Source organism: Paenibacillus sp. NPDC058071 (assembly GCF_042885235.1).
Taxonomy (GTDB): Bacteria; Bacillota; Bacilli; order Paenibacillales; family Paenibacillaceae; genus Pristimantibacillus.
The window spans coordinates 307,504-322,667 of the sequence record NZ_JBHVSK010000002.1 but is presented as its reverse complement, the minus strand read 5'-3'; the positions used below and the strand labels follow the sequence as shown (position 1 = coordinate 322,667).

At 54.2% G+C, this 15,164-nt stretch carries 16 protein-coding genes; 9 read left to right on the top strand and 7 right to left on the bottom strand.

The window, feature by feature from the left end; genetic code table 11:
- Positions 1-11: 11 nt before the first annotated feature.
- Positions 12-773 (bottom strand): exodeoxyribonuclease III, encoded by a 762-nt coding sequence (locus tag ACFVTB_RS04245; protein ID WP_387745653.1) that lies wholly within the window; start codon positions 771-773, stop codon positions 12-14.
- 132 nt (positions 774-905) lie between these two features.
- On the opposite strand from ACFVTB_RS04245, the gene rbsK reads away from it, so the two are divergent.
- Entirely contained in the window at positions 906-1,883 is a 978-nt protein-coding gene (rbsK, locus tag ACFVTB_RS04240; RefSeq protein ID WP_387745650.1) for a ribokinase, read from the top strand.
- A gap of 140 nt (positions 1,884-2,023) precedes the next feature.
- Positions 2,024-2,797 carry a glutamate racemase gene (murI, locus tag ACFVTB_RS04235; RefSeq protein WP_387745647.1) on the top strand — a complete coding sequence of 258 codons (774 nt, stop codon included), beginning with the start codon at positions 2,024-2,026 and terminating at the stop codon, positions 2,795-2,797.
- Positions 2,798-3,863: 1,066 nt separating this feature from the next.
- Here the strand turns inward: murI and ACFVTB_RS04230 are convergent.
- The gene (locus ACFVTB_RS04230; RefSeq protein WP_387745644.1) at positions 3,864-4,754 is read right to left on the bottom strand and encodes a DMT family transporter; all 891 of its coding nucleotides are present in this window, start codon (positions 4,752-4,754) and stop codon (positions 3,864-3,866) included.
- A gap of 158 nt (positions 4,755-4,912) precedes the next feature.
- Between ACFVTB_RS04230 and hisA the strand changes: the two genes are divergently transcribed.
- Entirely contained in the window at positions 4,913-5,674 is a 762-nt protein-coding gene (gene hisA / locus ACFVTB_RS04225; RefSeq protein WP_387745641.1) for a phosphoribosylformimino-5-aminoimidazole carboxamide ribotide isomerase, read from the top strand.
- 527 nt (positions 5,675-6,201) lie between these two features.
- Here hisA and ACFVTB_RS04220 read toward each other — a convergent pair.
- Positions 6,202-7,074 (bottom strand): 3'-5' exonuclease, encoded by an 873-nt coding sequence (locus tag ACFVTB_RS04220; RefSeq protein WP_387745638.1) that lies wholly within the window; start codon positions 7,072-7,074, stop codon positions 6,202-6,204.
- Positions 7,075-7,312: 238 nt separating this feature from the next.
- On the opposite strand from ACFVTB_RS04220, the gene ACFVTB_RS04215 reads away from it, so the two are divergent.
- Positions 7,313-7,753, top strand: coding sequence for a DUF4395 domain-containing protein (locus tag ACFVTB_RS04215; RefSeq protein ID WP_387745636.1), 441 nt, complete (start codon positions 7,313-7,315; stop codon positions 7,751-7,753).
- 104 nt (positions 7,754-7,857) lie between these two features.
- Here ACFVTB_RS04215 and ACFVTB_RS04210 read toward each other — a convergent pair whose 3' ends face one another.
- The 3 genes from ACFVTB_RS04210 to ACFVTB_RS04200 are packed head-to-tail and all read right to left on the bottom strand — an operon-like array spanning position 7,858 to position 9,178.
- Positions 7,858-8,082 carry a DUF2642 domain-containing protein gene (locus ACFVTB_RS04210; protein WP_387745634.1) on the bottom strand — a complete coding sequence of 75 codons (225 nt, stop codon included), beginning with the start codon at positions 8,080-8,082 and terminating at the stop codon, positions 7,858-7,860.
- Positions 8,083-8,097: 15 nt separating this feature from the next.
- The gene (locus tag ACFVTB_RS04205) at positions 8,098-8,304 is read right to left on the bottom strand and encodes a hypothetical protein (RefSeq protein ID WP_387745632.1); all 207 of its coding nucleotides are present in this window, start codon (positions 8,302-8,304) and stop codon (positions 8,098-8,100) included.
- Positions 8,305-8,323: 19 nt separating this feature from the next.
- Positions 8,324-9,178 (bottom strand): collagen-like domain-containing protein, encoded by an 855-nt coding sequence (locus ACFVTB_RS04200; RefSeq protein WP_387745629.1) that lies wholly within the window; start codon positions 9,176-9,178, stop codon positions 8,324-8,326.
- Positions 9,179-9,508: 330 nt separating this feature from the next.
- Between ACFVTB_RS04200 and ACFVTB_RS04195 the strand changes: the two genes are divergently transcribed.
- Entirely contained in the window at positions 9,509-10,177 is a 669-nt protein-coding gene (locus tag ACFVTB_RS04195; protein ID WP_387745626.1) for a bifunctional 2-keto-4-hydroxyglutarate aldolase/2-keto-3-deoxy-6-phosphogluconate aldolase, read from the top strand.
- Between the two features lie 277 nt (positions 10,178-10,454).
- Positions 10,455-11,843: a class II fumarate hydratase gene (gene fumC / locus ACFVTB_RS04190; protein WP_387746191.1), complete on the top strand. Its 1,389-nt coding sequence runs from the start codon at positions 10,455-10,457 to the stop codon at positions 11,841-11,843.
- 107 nt (positions 11,844-11,950) lie between these two features.
- Here fumC and ACFVTB_RS04185 read toward each other — a convergent pair whose 3' ends face one another.
- On the bottom strand, positions 11,951-12,703 hold the full coding sequence (locus ACFVTB_RS04185; RefSeq protein ID WP_387745623.1) for a Crp/Fnr family transcriptional regulator: 753 nt from the start codon (positions 12,701-12,703) through the stop codon (positions 11,951-11,953).
- 211 nt (positions 12,704-12,914) lie between these two features.
- On the opposite strand from ACFVTB_RS04185, the gene ACFVTB_RS04180 reads away from it, so the two are divergent.
- Genes ACFVTB_RS04180 through ACFVTB_RS04170 form a run of 3 tightly spaced genes read left to right on the top strand, consistent with a single transcriptional unit; the run spans position 12,915 to position 15,145 of the window.
- Entirely contained in the window at positions 12,915-13,391 is a 477-nt protein-coding gene (locus ACFVTB_RS04180; RefSeq protein WP_387745620.1) for a GAF domain-containing protein, read from the top strand.
- A complete protein-coding gene (locus ACFVTB_RS04175; protein WP_387745617.1) occupies positions 13,369-14,022 on the top strand; it encodes a response regulator transcription factor in 654 nt (217 codons plus the stop codon). Before ACFVTB_RS04180 ends, ACFVTB_RS04175 begins: the two co-directional genes overlap by 23 nt.
- Positions 14,015-15,145 carry a PAS domain-containing sensor histidine kinase gene (locus ACFVTB_RS04170; RefSeq protein ID WP_387745614.1) on the top strand — a complete coding sequence of 377 codons (1,131 nt, stop codon included), beginning with the start codon at positions 14,015-14,017 and terminating at the stop codon, positions 15,143-15,145. The genes ACFVTB_RS04175 and ACFVTB_RS04170 overlap by 8 nt, the downstream gene beginning before the upstream one ends.
- The last annotated feature ends 19 nt before the right edge of the window (positions 15,146-15,164 follow it).

Genomic DNA, 15,164 nt, shown 5'->3' with positions numbered 1-15,164 from the left:
TCGTCCTGCTTCTACGCGTCTAATGCGAGCGTCAAGGTGACCGGACAATGATCGCTACCGGTAATATGCGGCTCGATGCTAGCGGCCTCAATCGCCGGCTGCAGCCGCGAGGAGATTAAAAAGTAGTCGATCCGCCAGCCGATGTTCCGTTCGCGCACCTTCGGCATATAAGACCACCAGGAGTAGGAGCCTTCCAACTCCGGATTGAGGAAGCGGAACGTATCGGTGAAGCCGGTTTCGAGCAGCTCTGTCATCTTGCCGCGCTCTTCCGTCGTAAAGCCGGAATTGCCCATGTTCGACTTGGCGTTCTTCAAATCGATTTCCTGATGGGCGACGTTCAGGTCGCCGCAGAGTACGACCGGCTTTAAAGCATCCAATCCGTTTAAATAAGTGCGAAAACGATCCTCCCATTCGAGGCGCAGCGGAAGCCGCGACAAATCTCTTCTCGCATTCGGCGTATACACGTTGACGAGATAGAAGCTTTCGAACTCCAGCGTAATGACGCGTCCTTCCGGCTCGTAGTCCTCCTCTAGACCGTAGCGGACCGACAGCGGTTTAAGGCGTGTAAATACGGCGGTGCCGGAGTAGCCTTTTTTCTCGGCATAGTTCCAGAACTGTTCATACTCCTCGCCTATTTCAAGGCACAATTGGCCTTCCTGCAGCTTCGTTTCCTGCACGCAAAAAATGTCTGCATCGACTTCGCGGAAAAAATCGATAAATCCTTTATTGACGCAGGCGCGGAGCCCGTTAACGTTCCAAGAAACCAGTTTCATCAGGCGGTACTCTCCTTCTCTGCTTCATGAGCTTTTATTAGTTTAGCATAGTTCGTGGAGCGGATGGCATTGTTTCGGGTTTTCGCCTATCATAGAAAGTATCGAAATGAACGGAAAGGAAGAATCGAGCCTATGAACCGCCCGAAGATTGCCGTCGTCGGCAGTTTGAATATGGATATTGTGGTCAAAGTGCCGCGTTTTCCACAAGAAGGAGAGACGATAACGGGGGCAGAAGCGCGGTTTGTTCCTGGAGGCAAGGGAGCGAATCAAGCGGTTGCCTCCGCCAGGCTGGGGGCGCATACCGCAATGGCCGGAGCCGTCGGTGGCGACGCCTTTGGAAGCGAGCTGCTGGCTTCGTTAGAGCGTAACGGGGTCGATGCGAAGCATGTTCGCACGGTTAGTGGAACGGCGACCGGCATTGCTTCCATCACGCTTGCACCGGAGGACAATACAATTGTTGTGGTACCGGGAGCGAACGGTGCGGTAAGTCCCGCCGACGTTGAGGCATTGGAGGAGACGCTTGGCGCAGCCGATGCGGTGCTGCTTCAACTGGAAATTCCGCTTGGTACGGTAATGGCTGCGGCACAGCTTGCGAAGCGCTTTGGCAAAACGGTCATTCTGAACCCGGCTCCAGCCCGGGAACTGCCGGATGAGCTGCTTTCACTTGTCGATGTGATTACTCCGAACCGCTCCGAGTTGTTGCTATTGACCGGCACAGCGGTCGGCAACAAGGGTGAAAGCGTAGCAGCAGCCGGTGAGCCGCATGGATCTGGGCAGGATTCCGCCCTTGAGGCGGCGATCGACAAGCTGCTTGCACGCGGTCCGGGCGCTGTCGTGACGACGCTTGGCGGCGACGGCTCCGTTTTCAAGCGGCAAGGCGGCAGCCTCTCGGTGCAGTCGGCATATCGCGTGCCCGTCGTCGATACAGTTGGGGCCGGGGACGCCTACAATGCAGCGCTCGCTTATAGCTTGGCGCTTGGAGCGGATTTGCTTGAGGCAGTTCGCTTTGCTTCCCGTGCATCGGCGCTTGCTGTGACAAGGTTCGGGGCTCAGGATGGAATGCCGACGCTTGCCGAAGTCGAGGCGCTTAGAGAGGATGCTGGCGGCTAGATCGGACGCATGGTCCGAGACGGCCGCTAGTGCTTATAAATGGAAGGTTTGCCGAATAGACAGGTATTGCTCTATCGGCCCGTTCGTAATATGCTGAATATAGCTTTTACGACTACTTATGATTAGGGATCGAGGGAATCATGACAATCGGTTTTTTTGACTCGGGGCTAGGCGGTCTGACCGTTATGGCGGAGGCGCTGCGGAAGCTGCCGGCACAGGATTACGTTTATATGGCGGACACGCTTCATGTTCCCTATGGTACGAAAGAAAAAGCGCAAGTAAACGATTATGTACTTCAAGCGGTCGCAATGATGATGGAGAAGGGGATCGACGCGTTGGTCGTTGCCTGCAATACGGCGACGAGCATTGCGGTGACTGAGCTGAGAGAGAAATATGCGATGCCGATCGTCGGCATGGAACCGGCCGTCAAGCCAGCTGTGGAGATGATTCGGACGACGGGTAAGCGAGTGCTTGTCTTCGCCACGCCGCTGACGCTGCAGCAGCCGAAGTTTTATGCGCTCGTATCGCGCGTCGAAGGCGAAGGGCTAGTTGAACCGCTGCCGCTGCCGGAGTTGGTGCGCTATTGCGAAAGTCTGCAGTTCGATCCAGACATTATGACAGCGTATTTCCGCGAAAAGCTAGAGCCGTACAATCTCGACGATTACGGCACGATCGTGTTGGGCTGCACCCACTATCCGTTTTACCGATCCATACTGCGAGACATGCTTCCTCCGCATATTGAGGTCATCGATGGCAACGCGGGGACGGTGCGCCGGCTGTCGGCTTTGCTAACGCGTTACGGTATCGCCAACAACGGCAGTGGACGAGTAGAGCTGATGTGCACCGACGGCAATCCCGACTATATCGCTAAAATGGAAACGGCGCTGGGCTACGCCCGCGAGCTGGAGTATTAATAATGATATGAAAAAAAAGGTTCCGCGTTGGTCAAACGCAGAACCTTGAAGTGCCGAGAAGCCGGAAGAACGGCTTTTCGGCACTTTTTTGTGTGGATTGATGGGAATGTTGTATTCGCCATTCGCCATTAATGATAGTTGACGCTCTTCGTCGCGCTAAGAGAAGCGAGTACTCGTTACTAGACTGTCAAGAGGGCGGATGTAACTCCCTATGGTTTATCCCTTTCGGTCGGTAAATAACTGCAAATATGCAGTTATTTTACTTGGATAATAGCAAAATCGATAAATAACTGCCAAATGGCAGTTATTTACTGGAGGATACGTTCAAACGGCTATGCCGAGCCTTGAATAACTGCCATTTGGCAGTTATTTCTCTTTTTAGCTTAAAAAGCGAGAGAATAACTGCGAAAATGCAGTTATTTACTTTGAATCTAGCCGAAGAGGCTAGTCAGCGCACCTAGCTAACGGAACTACCGAGAGGTTCACCTCAGTACACTTAGCCAAAGGGCCTGTCGACGGTTCACCCCAACACACTTATCTAACGGAACTGCCGAGCGGTTCAGCCGAGCGGTTCGCCTCAGTACACTTAGCCAAAGGGCCTGTCGACGGTTCGCCCCAGCACACTTAGCCAACGGACCTGTCGACGGTTCGCCCCAGCACACTTAGCCAACGGACCTGTCGACGGTTCGCCCCAGCACACTTAGCTAACGGAACAGCCGAGCGGTTCGCCCCAGCACACTTAGCCGACGGACCTGTCGACGGTTCGCCCCAGCACACTTAGCTAACGGAACAGCCGAGAGGTTCGCCTCACGCGTCCACCTAAAGTATCTAACAAACGTATCTATTCAACGCATCCAGTCAATGTAACTATTTATCCGGTAACTCACCGCACAAACTCATAGCAACTACTCACCAAGCTACCTCTCATCACACACCACACCAACTTATCTTACCAACTTATTGCGCTATCCCACGGAGCACCCTCACTGCATTAACCCAATGCGTCATACCAGTAGATATTCCTACGCACCCAACGAACTCAACGAACCCAACGAACTCAACGAACCTATGCTTTCCGTGTCTCGTTGCCGAATCGAATGAACAGCCATACGCCGAACAGAACGAGCACGCCTGCCGCCATTTGGTAGCCGTTTAGCGATTCTTTGAGCAAAATCCAGGCTAGCAGCGACGCGATGACCGGCTCGCCGAGCACCGACATTGATACGGAGGCGGCGTTCATGTACTTCAGCAGCCAATTGAATAGGTAGTGTCCAAACAGCGTCGGCACGATGGCGAGCAGCAGGAAGATGCCCCAGTCGTGGCCGCTATAGCCGCCGAAAGCATTGCCCCGCACTAGGTTATAGGCGGCGAGGGCGGTTGCGGCGAACGCGAACACCCAGAAGTTATAGGTAAAAGCGCTGACGTCCTTGCGCAGCTCCTTGCCGATCAGCATGTGTACGGCAACAGCCGCCGCGCCGAGGAAAGACAAGACGTCGCCGATCAAAGCGTCTCCTGACAGCGAGAAATCGCCGGAGGCGATAACGAACGAGCCGACGAAGGCGAGTCCCATGCCGATCAGCATGACGCGATTCGCCTTCGTGCCGAACAGCAAATAAGAGCCGAACATCACAAAGACCGGTTCAAGCGTCAAAATAACGGTGGAGCTCGCTACCGTCGTATAGCGAAGGCTGGCCATCCATAGCAGGAAGTGCAAGCCTAGCATGACGCCGGAAAATGCTAGCCAGCCCCATTGACGCCCCGATAACCGGAACAGCTCGCGCCGGTGACGCCATACGAGCGGCAGCAGCAGCAAATTCGTCAAGTAGAGCCGGTACATGGCGATAATCGCCACGTCGGCGTCTGACCAGCGCACAAATATAGAAGAAAACGATATGCCGATAATGCCGACGACAAATAACAATTCATAGGTTGAAAATTTACCTGCAAAGCGATTCATAGCTGCAACTTCTCCAGTTCGAGTTAAAAGGTTAATGATGTCGCCTGTAATACTACTACACAGAGACGCAGGCGGCAATAGGAAGGGGGAGATTACCTGGCGCGGCGCTTATCTGCTACAATGGGGACAGACAAACGTAGCTGAAATGAGGAGATAGCATGAAATTCAGGCCTTGTATCGATCTGCATAGCGGCAAAGTAAAACAAATCGTAGGCGAGACGCTTGACGCGAATCCGCAGCATGTAGTGGAAAACTTCGTATCCGAGCACGACTCCGCGTACTACGCGCAAATGTTCGCGAGAGACGGGCTGACTGGCGGCCATGTCATTATGCTGGGCGGGGGGAATGAGGAAGCGGCGATTTCCGCGCTGCAAGCGTATCCCGGCGGACTGCAAATTGGCGGCGGCATAACCGCTGAAAATGCGGCGTTATACTTGGAGAAGGGCGCTTCGCACGTCATCGTGACTTCCTATATATTCAAAGACGGAGAACTGCAAGAGGACAACCTGCGGCGCATCGTATCCGAGGTCGGCAAGGAAAAGCTGGTCATCGACTTAAGCTGCAAGCAGCGCGACGGCAAATGGCATGTCGTCACAAACCAATGGCGGACGTTCAGCAACTTTGAAGTAAGCGAGTCGAACATTCGCGATCTGGAAGCGCATTGCAACGAGTTTCTGATTCATGCCGTCGATGTGGAAGGCAAGAGGACAGGCATATTAGAGAGTCTGGTGGAGCAGCTGGCGGATTGGACGACGATTCCGACCACCTATGCCGGAGGAGCCCGTTCGCTCGACGACATGGCACTGTTCGACCGTCTTTCACGCGGTAGGCTCGATATTACGATCGGCAGCGCGCTCGATATTTTTGGCGGTTCCCTCTCTTATGAGCAGGTTGTTGCATACCCGGCCTCGATTCGTTAGAATCGGGCCAAGCTGCACAATAAAGACTTGCAGAGACCGTCAATTGCGAAAAAGCGATCCAACTGCAGCAGCCGTTGAGCCGTTTTGAAGGGATAAGTATGAAAAATCATATATAATTTCTAGAAAATCGGAATTTCGGACGATTATAGTCGAAAAATCATATATAATCGAAGCTTTTGCATAAATTCAGCAAAATATATACGAAAAATCATACATATTGAAAGAACGTAAATAAAAAGAACCCGTCCTTATTGAAATCGGCGAGTTCTTCTCAACTATCGGCCTCGATTCGTTAGAATCGAGCCTTTTTTTATTGCGATGCGGGTGAACCCGAGCGCGAGACCTTCCTAGTCCAGTCTAGCCTAGTCCAGACCTTCCTAGTCCAGTCTAGCCTAGTCCAGTCTAGCCTAGTCCAGACCTTCCTAGTCCAGTCTAGCCTAGTCCAGACCTTCCTAGTCCAGTCTAGCCTAGTCCAGACCTTCCTAGTCCAGTCTAGCCTAGTCCAGACCTTCCTAGTCCAGTCTAGCCTAGTCCCGGACCCCTTCCGCAGTTCCTTCAGCGTCCGTACCGCCATCTTCTTGGCGATCCTCGGCAGGTTCCTCTGCTACGAGAACGACAGGCTTTGCGGCCGCAGCCTCTTGCTGCTTTTTAAGCTGCGCCTCGAGCTCGGTCTCAAAATATTGCTGCAGCTCAATCATTTTCTTCAAGTCGGTTAAAGCGGGCTTGTCTTTCAAATATTTATCGGTGAAGAGCTCCCAAGTGACCGGCTTCTTTTGCGATAGGAGCGAACGGATCGCATTTTTGACCATACGGCGTTCCTTGGCATTCGTATAGGTATCCTTATACTGCTGCTTGCGCTCGAAATCAAGCGAGTCGAAAACAGCGCGGAACACCTCGGCTGTCATGCGGGCATCGTCCAGCGCACGGTGAGCATTGCCTTCCGCGGTAATCGCCAAATCGGCAAGCGCCGCTTCCACGCTTACGTCGTTGGTCAAATTGCGGTAGCGGAGAAAGCCCTTCAACAGATCGAAATAATAAGCCGATGTCCAATATTCATCGTCCAGCTTATGCATTCTCGTATCGAAAACGATACGTTTCAAATCTTCGCCGCCCCAAGTGAAGAGCAAAAACTGCTCGCTGCGGTCCAGCCAGCGCATAAATTCAGCAATGACCTTCTTGAAGCCATCGGCCGCGTCGATATCCTCTTGCGGGATGCCTGTTTTCTTCTTGATAAAGCTGTTGAGTTTGGAGAAATAGACTGGCTTGATCAGCTTGGAAAATTCGTCGGTAAACTCCAGCTTCTCGTTCAGTCTGACCGCTCCGATCTCGATCACTTCCATTGGCAGCTCGCTGGCGAACTTCCGTCCATTAAATTCGATATCTAATATAATGTAATCCATAATAACCCCCGAAATGGTTTTGCTCGTTGTCTTATTCTAGCAGATAATAGGCGCGATGGGGAAATCGGCCCGGCCGCTAATGAATGATGGCTCGATTGTGCGGAGTGAATGATGAATATCGAGGCCGAATTATTTTACAAAAACAAACTATTCTTATAGGAAATGATGTATACTGGTGTTAACCAATCAATCGAGGAATCGATAACGAATCGATCATTATAATGAAGGAGATGGGAGCATGAGCCAAAATTCCCCGAACGGAGCCGTTCCTTCGGTACCAATGCCGCTCGTTCGTTTCAATAGCTGGGTTTCGCTCGCCTTGCTGGCCGTTGGCTGGATCAGCGGATGGCAATGGGTTGCAGCTATTCCGTTTATTTATATCGGCCTGGGAGCGCTGATCGGATGGAATCCGCTAATTGCGCTGGCCAAACGTTTCTTTAATAAGCCGCCTTCGTCCTATGTGTCGGAAGAGAAGGCGCAGCTTCGCTTTAATTCGTCATTGGCCGCCATTATGCTGGGGGCGGCGCTGATTAGCGCCGCTGCCGGTTGGACGGTTGGCTACTACATTTTCACGATTATGCCTGCACTTGCAATGGCTGTCATGTTAGCTGGCTTCTGCGTCGGCTGCTTTATCCGGTATCGCTGGCAGCAGTATCGTTATGCGAAAAGCAAAGCGTAAGTAATTGCTGCCGCACATGATCCGCTTCGTTAAAAAACCTTCAATGCTCCTTAATCGGGCATTGAAGTTTTTTTTATCCCCTCGAAAGCTGAGCGATACGTCTTTTACACCGGCTCGACAAAAGAAAAGAAGGAGACGCTCCCGATCAACACGTATCTAGTTCCGCCGGTCCCGGACACGATGAGATAGGACTGGCTGAAATCGGTTAGCTGCCCGCTCACCTCTCCGGCGGCGGTGGTGACAACGATGTTATCGCCAATACGGTTTTTGAGCAGGGCGTACAGAGCGCTGCCGGGCGCGACAAGGATTGCTGAGGATTGTGTGGCCACGGGTCTTCCTCCTTTCTACGGGTTGGCATGCACATAAATGATATTGGCGTAAAAAATACGGATTTCGTACAAGAAGCCGCTATCCTCGAAGGAAACCAGAATATAATCGTTTCCGACGCGGACTAATTGGCCGATGACGGCAAGCTGCCCGAATCCGTTTGTGACGACCGTAACCTCGGAGCCGATTAACGGGATCAGATCGCCTGAGATCGTAGTTGCCATTCAAACCTGGCCTCCTCTGCTAGCTTATATCTTCTACATTCGTAATTTGAGAGAGCGGAATCGTCATGACCGTTTGCGCGCTCGTCAAGAAGGTGGCCAGCGTTTGCTGGACGCTGGTGACGGTGCCGGCAAAGCCCGTCGGCTGGCCAGCGGTCATAACGTTGATGAGCGTTTCTGCATTCATATAAGAGGTCAGCAGATCGATCAGTTCCGTATTGTCGCCTGAAGGCCCCGGAGGCCCAGGTGGTCCTTGCAGCCCCGCTGGGCCCTGTGCCCCAGCGGCCCCAACCGCTCCGGGAACTCCCGGAGTCCCCGCAGGTCCTTGCTCTCCTTGCGGCCCGGCAATGCCTTGCGGACCCGGTACGCCTGGCAGTCCTTGCGCCCCTGATGTCCCTGCCGGCCCGGCTTCTCCAGGTAAGCCTTGCACGCCTGGAGGCCCCGAAAGGCCTTGCGGTCCGGTAGGTCCGGCATCGCCCTGTACGCCGACAGGCCCGGCCAAGCCCGGCAGTCCGCTGCCGCCCGAAGTACCCGGATCTCCCCGCATACCGGTCGATCCGGGTGGTCCCTCGGCGCCTCTAGAACCGGCCGGCCCGCGCGGACCTTTAACGATCCGGGTTATGATGATGCATTTCCTCAAATAACGTCGGCGGTGATGACGGCGACGGCGATGGCGGCGGCGCGGCGGACAGAGTCTCCGGCTTTGCGCAACACCGTTGCCATGGGAACTGTGGCGGACGTTCTTCCTTCTTCTATGTCTGACTGCGCGGCGCTTTCTTTTTTGAGCCAGCTTCACGAGCTTTACCGCAGCGCGACGATTGCGCAACCAAATGGCTCCATGGCTTCGACGCTTTTTCCTTTTTGCAGCTACGATCATGTGGGGCCTCCTCTTGTGCGGATTCGTTTCTATTAATTTATCCGTTACAGGAGTGGAGCGGACTAGGACATTTCCTTATTTTTACGTACATTTTTGAGCAGGCGCGTCACTTTATTTGGCATTGCCGATCGGGAAGGAAACGAATATAATAAAACGGTAATGATCAGACCTTTTCGCACAAATGCAAACGAAAGCGCATGTTTATGAACATGCGGTCCGGTAACATCAAGTTTGCGAATGCGCTTACGGGCGAACGAAGGCCGAACCGGAGACGGGCGGGCTGCGGACCCCGGCAGTAACGTTTCACCTACTATTCAGGAGGTAACAGACATGAAGAAACTGCAAGTGTTGCAACAGCTCGCGGAAAGCGGCGTCGTCGCCGTATTGCGCGCCGATTCCCCGGAGGAAGTGGCCGAAATGGCCCGCCGCGCCATTAAAGGCGGCATTAAAGCGATTGAAATTACGATGACAGTGCCGTTCGCGCTGCGCGCGATCGAGCAGCTGTCCAAAGAATATTCGAGCACCGTTTCTCCCGATGCGGATAACTTCGCCATTATCGGCGTCGGCACTGTATTGGATGCGGAGACAGCTCGCGCCGCGATTCTGAGCGGGGCCGAATTTGTCGTCGCTCCTGCTTTCAGCGCGGAAACGATCAAGCTTTGCAACCGTTACTCGATCCCGGTAATGCCGGGCACGATGACGGTCCATGAAATTCAAAGCGCGCTGGAGCTTGGCGTCGATATCGTGAAGCTGTTCCCGGGCAATCTGTTCTCGCCAGGCATCATCTCGGCGATCAAAGGTCCGCTTCCGCAAGCGAACATTATGCCAACAGGCGGCGTATCGTTGGACAACCTGAAGGATTGGGTCAAAGCGGGCGCGGTAGCTGTCGGCATCGGTTCGGATTTGACTAAGGACGCTGTAAAAACGGGCGACTTCTCGCTCATCGAGCAAAAAGCTTCCGCTTATATGGAAGCGTACCGCAACGCAAAAGGCCAATAAGCAGCCTTTCCGTTCCCGAGACGGGACGCCGGAGCGGTCAATAGCAAACAGATCAGGCAAGCTTGCCGCCCCCTCGCACCGGTTCTTATAGACACGGTGCGAGGCGGAGCGGAGGCTTGCCTCTTGTATGTGAATTGACGGTTAAGCGGTCCTTCTTGTAATTCGGTTGCTGTTCTTCAGAAGAGGGAATAAAAAACGGCCTGCGGAGTTGAAAAGGTCGCGCCGTTTTGTATAAAGTAGTATTATGTGCATGGAGACGAATAAGGAGGCATGGATGATGGAATATCGGATTGAGAAGGATACGATGGGTGAAATTCAAGTTCCTGCGGACAAGCTGTGGGGCGCGCAAACGCAGCGCAGCCTGCAGAACTTCAAAATCAGCGGCGAAAAAATGCCGATTCAAGTCGTTTACGCGATGGCAATTGTCAAGAAAGCAGCGGCTAATGCTAACCACAAGCTGGGCGTTCTGGACGAGGTAAAAGCCGGCGTCATCGGCGAAGCGGTCGACGAAATTTTGGCCGGCAAATGGGATGACCAGTTCCCGCTCGTTGTATGGCAGACAGGCAGCGGCACGCAAACGAACATGAACGTGAACGAGGTTGTGGCGCACCGCGCTAACCAATTGCTTGAGGAACGCGGCAGCTCCGTGCGGATTCATCCGAACGACGACGTCAACCGCTCCCAAAGCTCTAACGATACGTTCCCGGCTGCTCTGCACATCGCAGGCGTTATTGAGGTCGAGGAGCGTCTGCTTCCGGCGATCGACGTGCTGAGCGGAACGTTTAAGGACAAGCAGGACAAATACGCCAATCTCGTTAAAATCGGCCGGACGCACTTGCAGGACGCAACTCCGATTACGCTCGGCCAGGAAATTAGCGGCTGGCATGCGATGCTGACGAAGAGCCGCGCGATGATCGAGCAAAGCGTCGACACGATGCGCGAACTGGCGCTGGGCGGCACGGCGGTAGGCACTGGCCTGAACGCTCATCCGGATTTTGCGGTGCAGGTAGCGGAAGAAGTAACGGCGCTCACTGGCAAAAAGTTCGTGACGTCGCCAAACAAATTCCACTCGCTGACGAGCCACGACCAAATTACGTACGCTCACGGCGCAATTAAAGCGCTGGCGGCTGATTTGATGAAAATCGCCAATGACGTTCGCTGGCTGGCAAGCGGTCCGCGCTGCGGCATTGGCGAAATTGTAATCCCTGAGAACGAGCCGGGCAGCTCCATTATGCCGGGCAAAGTCAATCCGACGCAAAGCGAAGCCATTACGATGGCGGTTTGCCAAGTGTTCGGCAACGACGCGACAATCGGATTTGCGGCGAGCCAAGGCAACTTCGAGCTGAACGTGTTCAAACCGGTTATCATCTACAACTTCCTTCAATCGGTCGCGCTGCTTGGCGACGGCATGATTTCGTTTAACGACAACTGCGCAGTTGGCATCGAGCCGAACGAGGCTGCGATCCAACGCAATCTCGAGCAATCGCTGATGCTCGTAACGGCGCTGAACCCGCATATCGGCTATGAGAATGCGGCGGCAATTGCGAAGAATGCGCACAAAAAAGGACTTACGCTGAAAGAGTCCGCTATTGCCAGCGGCCTGCTGACATCTGAGCAATTCGACGAATTCGTTCGTCCTGAGAACATGATCGGCACGCTGAAATAAGCGAGTCCGGCATGAAAAAGCCCTCTATCCCGAAAGAATGGACCTGGTGTCCGGCTTTCATGGATAGAGGGCTTTTTGGTTCCATAGAGATACAAACGATCAGCTAGCTAGATTCGGCAAACCTCTGCGGGGCAGCCCGGACAATCCGGACAGCCGGCGATTTGCCGCAAATCCTGCTCGCGCTGGATCACGATCCGGCCGCGCGAGGCGCCGATCGTTCCTTGCTCTTTAAGCGCAGCGAGCAGTCTGTTGACGCTTTCTCTTGTCGCTCCGATCATTTCGCCAAGCTCGCTATGGGTTAGCTTTACATCGATGCGAACGCCGGTTGACGACGTTACGCCGAAGCTGTTGCCAAGGCGCAGCAGGCACGAGGATAGGGCAGTAAGCTTGGGCGCGTTTACGAGATCGCGAAGCTTCGATTCGGCGATGCGGCGTTTGCCTGCCATTGCTTTGCCGAACAAATAGGCTGCTTCCGCATCATGGGCCACAAGCATGTCAAAATCGGTATGGTAGAGGATCGCGACAATCGTATCCTGGGCGGCTTGAGCGCTTGAAAAATGGAAAAGCGGTTCTTCGTCGGGATCGCCTTGCATTTCTCCGACAATTTCTCCCGGTCCGGCAATGGTCAGCAGCAGCGACTTGCCGTCCGACGACGTTTTGCGAAGCTTTACCGACCCGCTGCAAATGCAGTAGACCGCACAGCAGGGCGCGCCTTCTCGATACAAAAGCTGACCGGCTTTTACCGGTTTATACGTGAACGAGCCCGGTGACAGTTCGAGCAAGCGGTTGATGAGCTTTGCGCTGTGGCTGGCGCCGAGATTCCATTCGGTTCGGGCAGACTGCCTTACTTGTAGCGTCATGGCGTCATCCTCCTGTTATAATAGTGATATATTTCCATCATAACGTTTCCGGGGAAAGGGGGGTATCGGGGAATACGCTGAAAGACGAGCGATCCGAACCCTGAACCGGGGCCGCGAATTCAGGGTGCTCCCTTACATACAAAGCCCTGCCCGATCTTTTACAATAAAGATAAAAGAAATCGGGCGAGAGGCAAGGAGGACGGGAGAGCGGATGAAGGCGGCAGACAATTACGAAAACGACCGGCTAAATCCCGGTGATGCATTCGACTTCTATGGCGTGTGCGAGCTGGAGAAGGACGGACGCCGGCTCGCATGGATATGGACGAGAGGCAGTGTCAGCGGCAGAACGCTGCATATGGCGCAGTTGAAAGGAAAAGGGCTGGCGAACGTAGCACTCCGCTCGGGCAGTTTGATTTATTGCGACCGTTCCTTGGCGGAGACGGAACGGGAGCGGCTGCGCAACGAGGACCCGGTTATGCTGGCCGAACAGCTTCGAGCCGCAGCGGCGGTTACGATTAAGAAGAACGGCAAAGCGACGGGTGTGTTCATGGCAGGCAGCCGGGAGGAGCGCTCTTTTACCGAGGAAGAATTAAGAAATGTCCAGCAGCTAGCCTCGTACATCGAGGAGCAGTGGCGGACGGAAGAGAAGAGGAGGGAGCAAGGCGATGATCAAGCTTCTAATCGTTGACGATCATGCGGTCGTCCGTTCGGGGCTGTCGATGCTGCTTCATGGCAAGCAGGGGATGGAGGTGATCGGAGAGGCCTCCGAAGGAAACGAGGCGATCCGGTTCGCGTCGCAGCATAAGCCGGACGTGGTGCTGATGGACCTCAGCATGCCGCACGGAAAGGACGGACTCAGCGCGACGACGGAGCTGAAGCGGATGCTGCCGGATACGGCTGTCCTCATTCTAACGATGCACGACGACGATGAGTATTTATTCAGGGCGATACAGGCGGGAGCATCAGGGTATATTCTGAAAAACGCGCCCCACGAGGAGCTGCTGACGGCGATTGCGAGCGTGTCGACGGGAGACGCTTATTTGTATCCAACGGCAACGAAGCGGCTGATGAGCGAATACATGTCCCGAATCAAGGCGGGGGAGAGTCTTGATATTTACGACTCGTTATCTGATCGCGAGAAAGAGATTTTTACTTGGATCGCGAAGGGCTACTCCAACAAGGAGATCGCTGAAAATTTAATCATAAGCGTAAAAACAGTTGAGACCCATAAAAGCAATCTCATGGAGAAGCTGGGTCTGAAAACCCGGCCGGAGCTGGTGAGATTTGCGGTGAAACGGGGGCTGCTCTATTTTGAATAGAGAAACGGACAAGGTGAGCCGCGACGACGGTTACCCGGAGGTGATCGGGCAAAATGTGGCCTTCTTGCTTGAGGAGATTGACAGTCAGGTGCTGGAAGGCGAGTTCCGCGCCCGGTTGAAGGAATCGCTCAAGCAGCTGGCCGATTTGAAAACAGCGCTGGACGAGTCGTCCATTGTGGCGGTTACCGACTCGCGCGGCGTCATTTTATACGTGAACGACCGCTTTTGCGAAATATCGCAGTACGGACGGGACGAGCTGATCGGCAAGGATCACCGGGTCATTAATTCCGGGTTTCACAGCAAGACGTTTATTCGCGAGATGTGGCGAACGATTGGTTCAGGGAAAATATGGCGCGGCGAAATCCGCAATCGGGCGAAGGACGGCAGCTACTATTGGGTGAACACGACCATTATGCCTTTCATCGGCAGCAACGGCAAGCCTTATCAATACATGGCGGTGCGCAGCGAGGTTACGAAGCTGAAGGAAACGGAAGAAGAGCTCCAACAAATGATGAGCAAGGTGATGCATATTCAGGAGGAGGAGCGCAGGCGGATATCCCGAGAGCTGCACGACGGCATCGGGCAGAGTCTGTTTTCCTTGCAAATTCAGCTCGACCGGATGATTTCCGAGCATCAGCTGACGGAGCTGCAGGCGCTGCGCAAGGATGTTTCCGGGATGATGGACGATGTGCGGAATTTGGCATGGGAGCTGCGTCCTTCCGTGCTCGACGATCTGGGCGTTGTGCCCGCCATCCGGACGTATATCGACAACTATTCGCAGCATTACGGCATGCAGGTAGATCTGGCCTGCAGTCTGCGTACCCGTCTCGACGTCCAACGCGAAACGGTGCTGTATCGGGTCATTCAAGAGGCGTTGACCAACGTCGCCAAATATGCCGGCGTTTCGGAAGTAACGGTGTCCGTAACGGAGACCGCGGAGACAGTGCAGGCTCGCATTTCCGACAGCGGAACTGGCTTCATCCGTGATCGCAGCGGCAAAGGCGTTGGGTTGTTCAGCATGGAGGAGCGGGCGCGCAGCGTCGGAGCGGCGCTGTCGATTCGTTCTGAGCCCGGGGCGGGTACAGTCGTGGAGTTGTCTGTTCCGAAGCGTACGGCTCAATAGAATAATCGGCGGTTTTGCA

Bases quoted from the DNA above. Each gene is read 5' to 3' on its own strand.
- ACFVTB_RS04245 (WP_387745653.1), bottom strand. From the start codon at position 773: ATGAAACTGGTTTCTTGGAACGTTAACGGGCTCCGCGCCTGCGTCAAT.
- rbsK (WP_387745650.1), top strand. From the start codon at position 906: ATGAACCGCCCGAAGATTGCCGTCGTCGGCAGTTTGAATATGGATATT.
- murI (WP_387745647.1), top strand. From the start codon at position 2,024: ATGACAATCGGTTTTTTTGACTCGGGGCTAGGCGGTCTGACCGTTATG.
- ACFVTB_RS04230 (WP_387745644.1), bottom strand. From the start codon at position 4,754: ATGAATCGCTTTGCAGGTAAATTTTCAACCTATGAATTGTTATTTGTC.
- hisA (WP_387745641.1), top strand. From the start codon at position 4,913: ATGAAATTCAGGCCTTGTATCGATCTGCATAGCGGCAAAGTAAAACAA.
- ACFVTB_RS04220 (WP_387745638.1), bottom strand. From the start codon at position 7,074: ATGGATTACATTATATTAGATATCGAATTTAATGGACGGAAGTTCGCC.
- ACFVTB_RS04215 (WP_387745636.1), top strand. From the start codon at position 7,313: ATGAGCCAAAATTCCCCGAACGGAGCCGTTCCTTCGGTACCAATGCCG.
- ACFVTB_RS04205 (WP_387745632.1), bottom strand. From the start codon at position 8,304: ATGGCAACTACGATCTCAGGCGATCTGATCCCGTTAATCGGCTCCGAG.
- ACFVTB_RS04200 (WP_387745629.1), bottom strand. From the start codon at position 9,178: ATGATCGTAGCTGCAAAAAGGAAAAAGCGTCGAAGCCATGGAGCCATT.
- ACFVTB_RS04195 (WP_387745626.1), top strand. From the start codon at position 9,509: ATGAAGAAACTGCAAGTGTTGCAACAGCTCGCGGAAAGCGGCGTCGTC.
- fumC (WP_387746191.1), top strand. From the start codon at position 10,455: ATGGAATATCGGATTGAGAAGGATACGATGGGTGAAATTCAAGTTCCT.
- ACFVTB_RS04185 (WP_387745623.1), bottom strand. From the start codon at position 12,703: ATGACGCTACAAGTAAGGCAGTCTGCCCGAACCGAATGGAATCTCGGC.
- ACFVTB_RS04180 (WP_387745620.1), top strand. From the start codon at position 12,915: ATGAAGGCGGCAGACAATTACGAAAACGACCGGCTAAATCCCGGTGAT.
- ACFVTB_RS04175 (WP_387745617.1), top strand. From the start codon at position 13,369: ATGATCAAGCTTCTAATCGTTGACGATCATGCGGTCGTCCGTTCGGGG.